Source organism: Roseibium porphyridii (assembly GCF_026191725.2).
In the GTDB taxonomy this organism is placed as follows: Bacteria; Pseudomonadota; Alphaproteobacteria; order Rhizobiales; family Stappiaceae; genus Roseibium; species Roseibium porphyridii.
The window spans coordinates 3894018-3907090 of record NZ_CP120863.1 but is presented as its reverse complement, the minus strand read 5'-3'; the positions used below and the strand labels follow the sequence as shown (position 1 = coordinate 3907090).

Annotated in this window: 14 protein-coding genes; 10 read left to right on the top strand and 4 right to left on the bottom strand. The window is 54.9% G+C overall.

The genetic code is table 11. From position 1 onward, the window contains the following. Complete coding sequence (locus K1718_RS18055; protein ID WP_285806023.1) at positions 1-477, top strand: hypothetical protein; 477 nt, start codon at positions 1-3, stop codon at positions 475-477. Here the strand turns inward: K1718_RS18055 and pcaF are convergent. Both pcaF and K1718_RS18045 read right to left on the bottom strand, forming a co-directional pair. Next, positions 385-1590, bottom strand: a complete 1206-nt coding sequence (pcaF, locus tag K1718_RS18050) for a 3-oxoadipyl-CoA thiolase (RefSeq protein ID WP_265681316.1) — start codon at positions 1588-1590, stop codon at positions 385-387. The two genes, K1718_RS18055 and pcaF, sit on opposite strands and share 93 nt — an antisense overlap. 125 nt (positions 1591-1715) lie before the next feature. Further along, positions 1716-3116 (bottom strand): mannose-1-phosphate guanylyltransferase/mannose-6-phosphate isomerase, encoded by a 1401-nt coding sequence (locus tag K1718_RS18045; RefSeq protein WP_265681317.1) that lies wholly within the window; start codon positions 3114-3116, stop codon positions 1716-1718. A 171-nt stretch (positions 3117-3287) separates the two neighbouring features. On the opposite strand from K1718_RS18045, the gene K1718_RS18040 reads away from it, so the two are divergent. The 9 genes from K1718_RS18040 to K1718_RS18000 all read left to right on the top strand — a co-directional run bounded on the left by K1718_RS18040 (position 3288) and on the right by K1718_RS18000 (position 11904). Next, entirely contained in the window at positions 3288-4133 is an 846-nt protein-coding gene (locus K1718_RS18040) for an ATP-binding cassette domain-containing protein (protein ID WP_265681318.1), read from the top strand. Next, complete coding sequence (locus K1718_RS18035) at positions 4072-4950, top strand: metal ABC transporter permease (protein ID WP_371419539.1); 879 nt, start codon at positions 4072-4074, stop codon at positions 4948-4950. Before K1718_RS18040 ends, K1718_RS18035 begins: the two co-directional genes overlap by 62 nt. After that, positions 4947-5354: a Fur family transcriptional regulator gene (locus K1718_RS18030; protein WP_265681319.1), complete on the top strand. Its 408-nt coding sequence runs from the start codon at positions 4947-4949 to the stop codon at positions 5352-5354. The genes K1718_RS18035 and K1718_RS18030 overlap by 4 nt, the downstream gene beginning before the upstream one ends. A 134-nt stretch (positions 5355-5488) precedes the next feature. Next, positions 5489-6622: a Gfo/Idh/MocA family protein gene (locus K1718_RS18025; protein WP_265681320.1), complete on the top strand. Its 1134-nt coding sequence runs from the start codon at positions 5489-5491 to the stop codon at positions 6620-6622. Between the two features lie 103 nt (positions 6623-6725). Beyond that, positions 6726-7307: an NnrU family protein gene (locus K1718_RS18020; RefSeq protein ID WP_152502271.1), complete on the top strand. Its 582-nt coding sequence runs from the start codon at positions 6726-6728 to the stop codon at positions 7305-7307. Between the two features lie 201 nt (positions 7308-7508). Continuing rightward, positions 7509-8192 carry a tetratricopeptide repeat protein gene (locus tag K1718_RS18015; RefSeq protein WP_265681321.1) on the top strand — a complete coding sequence of 228 codons (684 nt, stop codon included), beginning with the start codon at positions 7509-7511 and terminating at the stop codon, positions 8190-8192. Next, the gene (locus K1718_RS18010) at positions 8189-9541 is read left to right on the top strand and encodes an outer membrane protein assembly factor BamB family protein (RefSeq protein WP_209006620.1); all 1353 of its coding nucleotides are present in this window, start codon (positions 8189-8191) and stop codon (positions 9539-9541) included. The genes K1718_RS18015 and K1718_RS18010 overlap by 4 nt, the downstream gene beginning before the upstream one ends. A gap of 50 nt (positions 9542-9591) precedes the next feature. After that, on the top strand, positions 9592-11019 hold the full coding sequence (der, locus tag K1718_RS18005) for a ribosome biogenesis GTPase Der (protein WP_152502269.1): 1428 nt from the start codon (positions 9592-9594) through the stop codon (positions 11017-11019). An 87-nt stretch (positions 11020-11106) separates the two neighbouring features. Beyond that, entirely contained in the window at positions 11107-11904 is a 798-nt protein-coding gene (locus K1718_RS18000) for an inositol monophosphatase family protein (protein WP_265681323.1), read from the top strand. 77 nt (positions 11905-11981) lie between these two features. Here the strand turns inward: K1718_RS18000 and K1718_RS17995 are convergent, their stop codons facing one another. Continuing rightward, entirely contained in the window at positions 11982-12353 is a 372-nt protein-coding gene (locus K1718_RS17995; RefSeq protein ID WP_152502267.1) for a VOC family protein, read from the bottom strand. Positions 12354-12397: 44 nt separating this feature from the next. Beyond that, positions 12398-13012: an HAD family hydrolase gene (locus K1718_RS17990; protein ID WP_265681324.1), complete on the bottom strand. Its 615-nt coding sequence runs from the start codon at positions 13010-13012 to the stop codon at positions 12398-12400. Positions 13013-13073 lie beyond the last annotated feature (61 nt).

The window sequence follows — 13073 nt, the reverse complement described above, 5'->3', positions numbered from 1 at the left end:
ATGCGATATTTCTTCAAAAATCTGCATATATTTGTTTTTACGTTCTTATCCGTCTTTGTGGCGCTCTGGGTGGCTCAAAATACGGACCGGACAACTGCGGGAATTCGACCATTGGTTGAGGATGCTATTGAATTGAGCGACGTTGCAGAAGGGGCTTATCACGAGATCAAATCCGTCAGTTTGAGTGAAATCGCGGACGAATTTGTCTCGATATATGTGGACACGATGAGACTGCCGACAACGCTGTTTGAAAGACTGTCGGACCGTCTTGGAAACGTGGAGGCAGACCTCAAGCGCAAACGCGCGTCAACGCGGACCGAAGCCAATGAGCCGGTGGTCGAGACAGAATATTTGTTGCGCACTCATCCGTTAGGGTGGGAGGCCTCACACAGAGGTAAGGGAAAGGGCAATTCCCTGACCGACGCCGATGCACATGGTGGCGAGCGCCAGTTTGCCACCCCGCTTACGCAACTCTAGCGCTGCTGAACCGATGATCCTTGCGCCCGACATGCCCAAGGGATGGCCAAGAGCAATAGCGCCGCCGTTCGGGTTCAATACATCACTGTCTTCAGGAAGGCCAAGGTCTCGCATCACCGCGATTGCCTGAGCAGCAAATGCCTCATTCAGCTCGATAACATCAAACTCCGACAGTGAAAGTCCGAGCCGGGCGCAGAGTTTGCGGGTGGCTGGGGCTGGTCCGATCCCCATGATCCTTGGCGGGACACCTGCCGTTGCACCACCGACAACGCGCGCAATCGGGGTGAGTTTGTGCTTGGCAACGGCTGCTTCTGATGCAATCAAAAGCGCCGCAGCCCCGTCGTTGACACCCGAAGCATTTCCGGCCGTCACCGTACCTCCGTCACGAAAAGGCGCTTTGAGAGCCGACAACGACTCAAGCGTGGTTCCTGCTCGCGGATGTTCGTCCGTGTCCACGAGGATGGGGTCGCCTTTGCGCTGGGGGATCATGACCGGAACGATTTCCTCTGCGAAGCGGCCGGACAACTTGGCGGCTTCGGCTCGCTGCTGGCTCCGTAGCGCAAACGCATCCTGGTCGTGCCGGGAGATCCGGAAGTCCTCAGCTACGTTTTCGGCCGTTTCCGGCATGGAATCGATACCGTACTGGTTTTTCATCAACGGATTGACGAACCGCCAGCCAATGGTCGTGTCGAAGATTTCGGCGTTTCGCGAATAGGCACTCTCCGCCTTTGGCATCACAAAAGGTGCCCTGGACATGCTTTCGACACCGCCTGCAATCGCAAGATCCATCTCGCCCGCCTTGATGGCCCGTGCGGCGGTCATGACCGCGTCCATGCCGGACCCGCAGAGCCTGTTCAGCGTCATGCCCGGGACTGTCTCCGGCAGGCCTGCAAGCAACGACGACATTCGAGCAACATTGCGATTGTCTTCGCCGGCCTGGTTTGCGCAGCCGAAAAAAACGTCGTCAACTTCTGTCCAGTCTGTATCCGAGTTTCTTTCCATCAGGGCCTGTATCGGGATTGCGCCAAGATTGTCGGCCCGCACTGAGGACAGCATCCCACCGAACCGACCGATCGGTGTCCTGACGAAATCACAGATATAGACATGATGCATAGGCAAGTTCCCGCAGTGGCGCATTCTGGGCGCACAGTGATTGGAAAGTGCGCGATGGTTGGGTCAAGTCTTGCCGGATTTCCGCATTGATGGCAAGAAAGCGTCACAAATTTCCTCGAAAATGATCAAGTTTGTGATGTTTGATCGTGGCGAATTATGTCGTCTTCGCTGAGATACGTTCCAGACTGCACTTCGATCATGCGCACCGGAATTTTGCCCGGATTTGTGAGCGTGTGGCGGGCACCGAGAGGCACATAGGCAGACTGGTTTTCCGTCAAAAGTCTTTTATCGCCATTGATTGTGACTTCCACCGTACCTGAAACAACAATCCAGTGCTCTGCTCTGTGCAAATGGCTCTGAAGGCTCAGTTGTTTGCCTGGCTTGATGAGCATTGATTGTACGGAAAACCTGTCTCCCGCGTTGATCCGCTCCGTATAACCCCACGGTTTATAAGCGCGAGGGTGCTTTTCAGCTTCTTCACGGCCTTCGGCCTTCAACTGCTCAACCACATCCTTGACGTCTTGAGCGCGGTCCTTGTGTGCAACAAGTACACTGTCGGCAGTTGCAATCACCATCACATTTTCAAGGCCGATGACCGAAACAAGGCCCTTGTCGGCAAAGGCAAGGCAATCCTTGGAACCGAGAAACCTTGCGTCGCCCAATGCGGAGTTGCCATCGGCATCTTTGTCCAGAACTGTCCAGATGGCAGACCAAGAACCCAGATCATCCCATTCCGGTGCAACAGGAGCGCAAACGACATTGCTTGCCTTTTCCATGATCGCGTAGTCGATCGAAATGTTGTCGAGTTTTTCGAACGTGGCGGTGTCCAGCCGGGTGAAGTCAAGGTCGGCATGCCGTGTTTTCATGACCGCGCTAACGTCTTCAAAAAGCTCTGGCTGCAGCGACTTGAACGCATCAATCATCGTCTTGGCCGAATAAAGAAAGATACCCGCGTTCCAGAAATAGTCGCCAGCCTGCAGGAATTCTTCGGCTCGGGCGTGGTCGGGTTTCTCAACGAATGCGTCCACTGGTCGTACAGGGTCATTGCCCGAGGCGACCTTTATGTAACCGTATCCGGTATTGGGCTCCGTCGGAGTAATGCCGAAGGTAACGATTGCACCGTTTCTTGCGGCACTCCCAGCGTTCAGAACAGCAGCAATAAAGTCATCTTCCTTTCGGATCAGGTGGTCTGATGGCAATAGAAGAACAAGGGCATCCGGGTCGGCTTCCGCCGCAGTCATCGCCGCCATTAAGGCAGGGGGGGCGGTGTTGCGACCGACAGGCTCTAGCAGAATGGACTGGGCTTCAATGCCAAGTTCCGCAAGCTGTTCTCCGATCAGGAAGCGGTGACTGTTGCTCCCGATGACAATTGGGTCTGCAAAGCCGGGCGCCTGAACCCGTTTGCAGGTTTTCTGAAACAGGCTGTCACCATCGAATATGGTCAAAAACTGTTTGGGCCTGTCCTTGCGCGACAAGGGCCAAAGGCGCGTTCCAACGCCTCCTGATAGAATGCATGGATAAATCATCGGTTGATCCTGAAGCTGGCCATGCCTTGGCTAATCACGGCAAATCATCAATTTGACTGGATTGTTAAACAGCGGAGGTTGAAGTTGCAAGCAATGGGGTTGACGGGTAATTGTGTTATAAAGTAACGCCCGAGGGCGATGCACCTATTGAGATGAACTGGCCTTCAAAACATGACAAAATCAGCAACCAGTCTTGTGAGGCTAGACCGTGCGGGGATCCGGAAGGGCACTGATTGGCTGGTAAGGGGTGTTGATCTGTCTGTTGAGCCAGGCGAGATCGTGACCCTGATCGGGCCAAACGGGTCAGGCAAGTCAACGACTGCCAAAATGGCGCTTGGCATCATGAAGCCGAGCGAAGGCAGCGCAGTGCGAAACCGCGGGCTCACGGTAGGGTATGTTCCGCAGAAGCTTTCGATTGACTGGACGTTGCCATTGAGCGTTCGGCGTTTTCTGCGCCTGACGAACCCTTTAACTGACGCAGAATGCGATGAAGCTCTTGAAAAAACTGGAGCGAAACGGCTCATCAATGCAGAGATGCGCTCATTGTCAGGCGGGGAGTTGCAACGAGTTATGCTGGCTCGCGCCATCGCCCGGGCGCCCGGTCTGCTTGTTCTCGATGAACCCGTACAAGGCGTCGACTATGTCGGCGAAATTGCAATCTATGATCTGATATCCGAAATCCGAAGCGCACTGGGGTGCGGCATCTTGATGATCTCGCACGATCTCCATGTGGTCATGGCGGCGGCAGACCAGGTCATTTGTCTGAACGGGCATGTCTGTTGCCGCGGAACGCCTTCCGATGTCAGTCAGAATGTCAATTACCAGGCCCTCTTCGGGGCGCGTGCCGGAACGGCGCTGGCCGTCTACGAACATCATCATGATCACGTGCATCTGCCAGACGGCAAGGTGCAGCACGACGACGGCTCACTTTGCTCTGACTGTCTGGGTGAGCATCATGAACACGATCATGGCAGCGATGGTGCTGAAGTGCAGTTGGAGCATCAAAATGCTCGATGATTTTTTCACAAGAGCGCTTGTGGCCGGAATAGGTGTCGCCCTTGTTGCTGGCCCGCTTGGCTGTTTCATAGTCTGGCGCCGGATGGCCTATTTTGGCGATACGCTCTCACATGCAGCTCTTCTGGGTGTGGCCCTGTCGTTGTTGCTCAATATCAACACAACACTTGCGGTGGGGGCGGTTTCTGTTGTGATCGCAACGCTCCTGGTATTATTGCGCCGAAACGACACCTTTTCATCGGACGCCCTGCTGGGTTTGCTCTCACATTCAGCCTTGGCACTCGGACTGGTTTGCCTAGCATTCATGACCTGGGTCAGGGTCGATCTGCTTGGATTGCTGTTTGGCGATATTCTGGCTGTTACACGCATCGACATTGCACTGATCTATGCAGGGGGCGGCATTGTGCTCTTGGTTCTGGCACTTATCTGGAGGCAACTATTTGCTGCGACCGTAAGCCCGGATCTTGCTGCCGGTGAGGGGCTGCGGCCCGAGCGTACGGAATTGATCTTCATGATCCTGACTGCAATCGTTATCGCTATTTCTCTCAAGATCATCGGAGCGTTGCTGATTACGGCGCTGTTGATCATTCCTGCGGCAGCAGCGCGCAGGCTCTCTACGTCGCCGGAGCAAATGGCGGCACTTGCGGCCATTATCGGAAGCGCATCGGTTGTGGGGGGGCTTTATGCCTCCCTTAATTATGACACACCTTCCGGCCCTTCGATCGTGGTGGCAGCAGTGGTCCTGTTTACACTAAGCCTTGTTCCTGGCGGGCTTCTTGTTAGGTGGATGAGAACAAATAGAAGTGGAGACCGGCCGTGAGTGCTGAAACGCATCCTGACTTGACCAAGAACCAGGCACTGGTCTTTGGATCTCTATCGGACGCAGGCGGTCCGTTGACAGCTTATGCCATTCTGGATCAGCTGCGCGGCGACGGGTTCCGCGCACCGCTTCAGGTTTACAGAGCGCTGGACAAGCTGGTCGAATACGGCATGGTACACAGGCTGGAAAGCCTCAACGCATTTGTGGCCTGTGCTCATACAGGTTGCGCGACCCACGGGGCTGCAGCGTTCGCTATTTGCGAAAACTGTGGTGATGTGTCTGAATTTACACCGGAAAAGGCAATGGACCTGCTGCGCACCTGGACGGAGCAGCAGGGGTTCCAATTGTCTCGAACCACGATTGAACTGCGCGGCACCTGCAAAGGATGCGCTTCAAACAATTGAAACGCACCTTTGGTTTTCAATCAGAAGAATGGTCAACCGGATTAGTCGAAATTTCAACTTAAACGGTTGATGCTTGTCAGATACACGTCATACTCTCTTTCGCGACAGTCAATCGCGGAAATTGAGAGGTACCTGTGACTGACCGAATTGGTATTGGCATCATCGGCTGCGGAACTATCTCAAAAACCTATTTTGAGTTGGCTCCTAAATTTACCGGGCTCGATATACGGGCATGTGCCGATCTGAGCAGGGAAGCTGCCGAGATCAAGGCAGACGATTACGGTATACGTGCTTTGACGGTGCACGATTTGTTGCTGGCTGACGACATCGATCTGATAGTCAATCTCACCGTGCCCGACGCACATTATCTTGTCTCTCATGAGATACTGGTTCACGACAAACACGTTTATTCCGAAAAGCCCTTGGCGCTGACCATCAAGGATGGAAAGGCTTTGGGAGACTTGGCAAAAAAGAAGCGCCTGAAAGTCGGATGTGCACCCGACACATTCCTTGGCGGGGCGCAACAAATAGCCAGAAAGGCACTGGACGACGGGTTGATCGGAGATGTGATTGGCGGCACTTGTCATGTTCTCAGTCATGGCAAGGAAAGCTGGCATCCCAATCCTGACTTTTTCTATAAATCTGGTAGTGGACCCTTAGTTGATCTCGGGCCCTATTATATTGCGGCACTGGTCAATCTAATCGGACCCGTGAAGCGTGTCGGGGCACTTTCGTCCTCCGCCTTCAACATGCGAACCATCGAAACCGGACCGAGGTCTGGCGAACGCATTCGAGTGGAAACACCCACCACTGTCCATTCTCTTCTCGAATTTGAAAATGAAGCATCGGTGACACTGTCGGCCAGTTGGGATGTCTGGGCCCACCGTCACCCTCCCATCGAAATATATGGCACAAAGGGTTCACTCTTTTTGCCGGATCCAAACCGTTTTGGCGGAGAAGTTGAATGGGCAGGGCCCGATGGCCAGATCAAACGTCTGGACCAAACCGGACATCCATTCGCAGTGGCCAACGTGCAGCAAAACAGAACCGCATATGCCAATTATCGGTCAGCCGGCCTTGCCGACATGGTTCAATCCATTCTTCACGGGGGTGACTTCCGTTGCTCCTTAGACCGTGCTTTGCACGCGGTCGATGTCATGGCCTCAATTCTAAAATCTGGCGAAACGGCCGCTTTCGTTGACATTGAGCACTCGGCCAAACGTCCCGAACCTCTGTCCGCGGTCGCCGCAAACCAACTCTTGCAATAGCGGCGGTTGCAGTGGCTATGCGGGGCTCTTATGTTCCGCCAGAGGTCCTGTCACTTTTGCCGATCGGACCAGCCAATTGCCGGTGGTTCGAGGGAGAGAATTTATGGCGATCTTGATAACAGGACTCGTCCTGTTTTTCGCAATACACGTGTTGCCAATGGTTCCTGCCACGCGGGCGGGATTGATCTCGAAACTCGGCGAAAATGCCTACAAGGGCCTCTTCACGCTAATCTCGATTGCCGGCTTCGCACTGATAATTTACGGCTATGGCGTTGCCAGGTTTGAAGGTCCGCCGCTGCTATATGATCCGCCGCTCTGGTTGCGTCATGTGACCATGCTGCTCATGGTGCCGGTCTTCATTTTTCTGGTGGCAGCGTACGTGCCGTGCAGGATCAGACGCGCCTTGAAACACCCGATGCTTGTTGCGATCAAACTCTGGGCGCTCTCACACCTACTCGCAAATGGTGATCTGGCCTCGGTTCTTTTGTTTGGCACTTTCTTTCTCTGGGCAGTCGCAGACCGGATCTCCGTGAAACGTCGCGGGCCTGGTGCGGGGCAAATTGCCGGTGCGACGGCCGAGCCGGGTAGACACACCGACATCGTGGTGATTCTGATCGGCATTGTTCTCTACGGACTTTTTGTCTGGAAGTTGCACGGTTGGCTTTTCGGCGTCCCGATAGTCTGATAAACGCGGGCAGCTGATGAAAAACCTCTGCGGATTTGTCAATTCATCGAGGTTTGCCCCACTTGCGCCACGAAAAGAATGTTAAGCGCGTCCTGGGAATTGCCCGAGACGGATCAAATGGATAATGTGCGCCCCGCGCAATGGGGTGTTGATCCGGTCATGGCGCCGGGCCGGTAGAGTGAATGCAGGAACACGACACGTATGTCTGATATTTTTCGTGAAGTCGATGAAGATATCCGCCAGGAGAAATACCGTCGGCTTTGGGATCGGTTTGGCCCGTGGGTAATCGGTGTCGCAGTTCTGATTGTTGTTGGTACTGGTGGCTATCGCGGTTGGCTCTATTGGCAGGAAACGCAGGCCCAAAGTGCTGGCGACAAGTTCTTTGAAGCCGTTCGGTTGTCCGAGGCCGAAAATTACCAGGAAGCCGCAGCGCTCTATGGAGAACTGGAATCGGCGCTTGGCGGGTATCCGGCTCTTGCAAAACTGCGTAAGGCGACCGACTTGGCAAATTCCGGACAGGCTGCTGATGCTCTGGCGCAATTTGATGCGCTTTCCAGAGATGCCGGCCTGACCAATGCCTTGAAGGATGTTGCTGCTCTGCGAGCAGGTTACCTTGCCGTCGACAGCGAAGATTATACCGGTGTCGCAGATAGGGTTGAGAGACTCACATCCGACACGGGCCCTTTTCGAGCTGCCGCACGCGAACTTCTCGCGCTAAGCGCCTGGAAAAGCGGCGAGGTTGAAACAGCACAACAATGGATTTCTGCGCTTGAGGACGACCCGGAGACACCGGCTGAAGTCAGTCAGCGGGTTTCTTTGTTGAGCGATGTCATTCGTGCCAGCGGTGGCGCTGTATCCCCTGAAAGTGAAGGAACTGGCCAGTGACACGAGCAGTCGTTTCTTCAATGGGGCGCGGGCCGCTGGCTGTTATCGCACTGTCTCTTGCGTTGACAGGATGCGGTTCGGTGAGCGATTTCACGCAGAACGTAAACCCGTTCAACCGCGAGAAAATTCTGTCTGGCGACCGTCAGCCGGTGTTTGACGGTGCTGATCCTGCATCTGAAGCCCTTGGACAATCTGCGAAAGTCGGGCCTGCAACCGGCGGGCAGAGCTGGACCACCGCTGGTGGCGGGCTGACAAATGATCCGGGCAACATCGCTATTTCCGTTTCCGGAAACAGAGCCTGGCGGACGCAAGTCGGCACTTCAGGTCGCGGACTCACCTCGTCTGCCCTCAGGATCTCTTCAAGACCTGTGAGCGATGGCAGCAGAATCTATCTTTATAAGCCGAACGGCGAGGTCGTTGCGCTCTCAACCGGGGGCGGCCGGCAGTGGACAGCGAATCTGCGCCCGGAGGGTGAGCGTGACGTTGGACCCGGTGGTGGCGTGACGGTTGCCGGCGGCATTGTTTATGCCGCTACGAGTTACCGCCAGCTGGTTGCACTGGAAGCCGGCTCGGGCCGCGAAATCTGGCGTGCGGATCTGGATACACCGGCACGTGGTGCTCCCGTTGCGGGGGCAGGACACGTCTTTGTCGTTTCCCAGTCAAACGAAGTCTATGCGCTGTCTCAGTCCGACGGTTCGGTTGCGTGGAGCTATGCCGGGGTGGAGGAAACAGCAGGCTTGTTGTCTGCAGCAAATCCCGCAATCTCCGGAAACAAGGTCATCGTCCCGTTCTCATCGGGCGAGATCATGGCAATTGATATCAAGAGCGGTGAACCAGAGTGGATCGACGGGGTTTCCCGAGGGTTCAGGACACTCGCGTTGTCCGGCCTTGCCGATGTTTCGGCAAGCCCGGTAATCGCAGGCAATACTGTTTATGCGACCGGCGTTGCCGGACGCACTGTGGCTGTTGATGCCCGCTCAGGGCAACGCCGCTGGGAACAGGATCTTGGCAGTGTGCATACACCTGTCGTTTCTGGGAACGCGCTCTTCATGGTGGATCTCGACGATCGCATGGTGGCGCTGGATCTCAAAAGTGGCGAACCGCTTTGGGCAACATCGCTGCCACGTCCGGAGAAGAAGAAGCGCCGTCGCAATTGGGCTGGGCCGATTCTGGCAAACGGTGCGCTTGTGGCGTTCTCCAGCGATGGTCAGATTGCCGTTGTTGACGCGGCATCCGGGAATACCATGCTGACGCAACGCACAAACGCGGATGTCTACGTGACACCCATTGTTGCAGGTGGCCGCGTTGTGGTGCTGACCGGAAATGACGGCGTTGCTGCCTACAACTAGCAATTAAGGGATGGGCTCACGAAGAGGCCCACCCGTCAGGAGTTACTGCTGTGGGCGCAACTGTCGCCATTATTGGACGGCCGAATGTCGGTAAGTCCACGCTATTCAATCGCCTGGTCGGCAAGCGGCTGGCGCTGGTCGACGACACACCCGGTGTCACACGCGACCGGCGTCCGGGTGACGCACGACTCGGTGATTTGCGCTTTACGATTATCGACACTGCCGGTCTGGAGGACGCAGATCGCCGTTCGCTTGAAGGACGCATGCGCCGACAAACGGAAGAGGCGATCGAAACCGCGGATGCCGTACTCTTTGTCATAGATGCCAGAGCCGGCATCACTCCACTTGATTCTCATTTTGCCGAAGTCGCCCGCAAGACCACGCGACCTGTTATTCTTCTGGCCAACAAGGCGGAAGGCAGAGCAGGTGAAAGTGGACTTTACGAGTCCTTTTCGCTCGGCCTTGGGGATCCAATCGCCATTTCCGCCGAGCACGGCGAAGGCCTTGCCGATCTTTATGACGCGCTGAAACCTCATGTTGATCGGGTCACCGAGGAAGAGGAAGCCCGGCGCGAGGAAGCGGTTACCAACGTCGATGTCGATGAAGACGGAGAAATCGTCGACGAGGAAGATCCTGTCGGCACCATTGAGAGACCTCTTCGGGTTGCCATAGTCGGCAGGCCGAATGCCGGCAAGTCCACCTTGATAAACAAGATGCTCGGTGAAGACCGGATGTTGACCGGGCCTGAGGCTGGTATCACGCGGGATTCCATCTCGGTTGATTGGAGTTGGCGCGATCGGCACATCAAGTTGTTCGACACGGCTGGCATTCGCAAGAAGGCGCGTGTTCAGGAGAAACTTGAAAAACTCTCGGTTGCCGATGCACTTCGAGCGATCAAGTTTGCCGAAGTGGTCGTTGTGACCCTCGATGCAACGATGTCCTTTGAAAAGCAGGATCTGCAGATCATTGATCTGGTCGCAAGAGAGGGCCGGGCCCTCGTCATCGCGATCAACAAATGGGATCTTGTCGAAGACCGAGAAGCGGCTTGGAAAAAGATCCGCGACGCCAATGAGCGCTACTTTAACCAGATCCGTGGCGTGCAGATCGCGACACTCTCAGGGCTGCAGGGACAGGGCATCGATCGGCTGGTTGAGAGCGTCTTTACCGCTTATGAGGCCTGGAACTCGCGCGTGTCGACATCCATGCTGAACCGCTGGCTTGACCGTGTGACGATCAATCACCCGCCTCCTGCTGTTGCGGGGCGACGGGTCCGGTTGCGTTACATGACGCAACCCAAAACAAGGCCGCCGCATTTCATCGCATTTTGTTCGCGGCCCGAACAGCTTCCCGAAAGCTACACCCGGTACCTGGTGAATTCGTTGCGCGAAAAGTTCAACATTCACGGTACACCTATTCGCCTTTCTTACCGCAAAGGCGAAAATCCATACGCGACCAAGAAAAAGCGAAAGATTCAGTAGCCGGGGTGTGCTCCGGCCATTTCCAGCATGCCTTGCCCTGGAAATGAAGGGCAGGTGTGGTGCCTTATTTTTGAAGGAGACGTGTTGATGTCGAATGAGCGGCTTGATTTTGCCGTGGCGCTAGCTGAGAAGGCAGGTGTCCTGGGGCTGGATTATTTTCGCAAGCTGGACACTCTGACGATTACTCAGAAAGGGCACCAGGATCTCGTTTCCGAGGCAGACCGGAATGTGGAAACGCTTATCCGTGACGAGCTCGCAAAGGCATATCCCGACGATGCCATCCTGGGTGAAGAGCACGGCATGGAAGAAGGGTCGTCCGGATACACTTGGGTGACGGATCCGATCGATGGAACAGCAAATTTCGTAACCGGTATCCCACAATGGTGCGTCATTATTGCCTGTGTGTATCAGGGCAAGGTGATCGTGGGTGTTATTCACGACCCCGTGGCGAAGGAAACATTCAAGGCTACTGCCGGAGGCGGGGCATTTTTGAATGACAAGCCGATCAAAATTTCCGACAGCCAAAGCCTTTCCGTTGGTTCCGTCGGTGTTGGCTTTAATGGCAGAACTGCAATAACCGATGCGGTCAATGTTGTTGGTGCCGTTGTGTCCAAGGGCGGCGTTTTCTTTCGCAATGCCTCAGGCGGCTTGATGCTTGCCTATGCAGCCTCGGGAAGGCTGATCGGCTATGTGGAATCGCACATGAACGCCTGGGATTGCCTCGCAGGTATGCTCCTGACAATTGAAGCTGGCGGTGTTGTAATGGAGCAGGACATCAACCACGCGCTCCACCACGGAGCTCGGGTCGTTGTCGGGGCTCCTGGCGTCTTTGAAGATTTGCGGGCAATCGCAGAGAGCTCATTCGCTCCACTGGAAGCCGCCTAACAGTGGGTCAAAAAGAGTGACGGCATGATTTTGCGCATGCCGTCGTCTTAGACTTTCATACGGTCGGAAAGTCTCGTTCAAACGTGCTGATCAACAAGCACTGGGTTTCCGTCCGGGTCGACAAGGGTGAAACTGGTCGGCCCGGACGTTGTCTCATCTGCCTCAGTCACAAAGGTATAGCCCTTGCCTTTGAGTTCTTTCTGAAGTTCGCGAATATCCTGAAAACTGTCCAGCTTCTGCGCGTTCTGATCCCAACCGGGATTGAATGTCAGAATGTTCTTGTCGAACATGCCCTGAAACAGCCCGATGACAGTATCGCCGTTTTTCATGATGAGCCAGTTGTCGGCACCGGATCCACCAAGATCTGAAAATCCAAGACCTTCATAAAAGGCCTTCGATTTTTTGATGTCCTTCACGGTCAGGCTGATTGAAAATGCACCAAGTTTCATCCGCTCGTCCTCCTAGCCCACATTTTGGGGCAGCCGTGATGCTGTCAAAGGCCGAGAAAGGTTGCAAGACCCGCTCGTGATGCATCTGTAAAGTGATAGGCATGCCAGCCGATCGCTTTCGCAGCTGCCACATTGGCCGCGCTGTCGTCGATCAATAGCAACTGCTGCGGCGCAAGGTCGAGCGTGTCGCTTACATGCTCGAAAAACGCGGTTTCAGGTTTGGCGTGACCGATGCGGCCGGATGAAAAGACCTGACTGACCCGATCGCCAAAACCCGACACATGCTCGATATAGTTGGCACGGTGATGTTCATTGTTGGTTGCAATCACTTGCTGCAATCCTTCAGCGGTCAATCTGTCCAGCAATTCGCAGGTAAAAGGGTCTTTCAAATCGTCTTTCCGAAACCAGTATTCCAGCAGTGCCTCGACGCTGAGTTCGTGATTGCTCGCTTCCAGCCAGCGCTGAACGTGAGTTTTGAGATCGATCTTGCCCGAAATCACATCCGGGAATGTGTCATCAAAAACGCCCTTTTGAAGATCGTGCAACGAAATGCCGAAATCGTTTTGAAGGTTATCAGCCCAGACAAAGCGGCCATCAATGATGTTTCGGTTCAAAACACCGTCGAAGTCCCAGGCAATCGCTTTGAGCTTGTGATGCATTGTTTCAAAGTTCGATGATCAGTCTGGAGCAAGGTTTTCGAAGTCTGTCGGATGGGACGGA

What these genes read in the sequence shown, in the direction of transcription:
- K1718_RS18055 (WP_285806023.1), top strand. Translation starts at nt 1, where the DNA reads ATGCGATATTTCTTCAAAAATCTGCATATATTTGTTTTTACGTTCTTA.
- pcaF (WP_265681316.1), bottom strand. Translation starts at nt 1,590, where the DNA reads ATGCATCATGTCTATATCTGTGATTTCGTCAGGACACCGATCGGTCGG.
- K1718_RS18045 (WP_265681317.1), bottom strand. Translation starts at nt 3,116, where the DNA reads ATGATTTATCCATGCATTCTATCAGGAGGCGTTGGAACGCGCCTTTGG.
- K1718_RS18040 (WP_265681318.1), top strand. Translation starts at nt 3,288, where the DNA reads ATGACAAAATCAGCAACCAGTCTTGTGAGGCTAGACCGTGCGGGGATC.
- K1718_RS18035 (WP_371419539.1), top strand. Translation starts at nt 4,072, where the DNA reads ATGAACACGATCATGGCAGCGATGGTGCTGAAGTGCAGTTGGAGCATC.
- K1718_RS18020 (WP_152502271.1), top strand. Translation starts at nt 6,726, where the DNA reads ATGGCGATCTTGATAACAGGACTCGTCCTGTTTTTCGCAATACACGTG.
- K1718_RS18015 (WP_265681321.1), top strand. Translation starts at nt 7,509, where the DNA reads ATGTCTGATATTTTTCGTGAAGTCGATGAAGATATCCGCCAGGAGAAA.
- K1718_RS18000 (WP_265681323.1), top strand. Translation starts at nt 11,107, where the DNA reads ATGTCGAATGAGCGGCTTGATTTTGCCGTGGCGCTAGCTGAGAAGGCA.
- K1718_RS17995 (WP_152502267.1), bottom strand. Translation starts at nt 12,353, where the DNA reads ATGAAACTTGGTGCATTTTCAATCAGCCTGACCGTGAAGGACATCAAA.
- K1718_RS17990 (WP_265681324.1), bottom strand. Translation starts at nt 13,012, where the DNA reads ATGCATCACAAGCTCAAAGCGATTGCCTGGGACTTCGACGGTGTTTTG.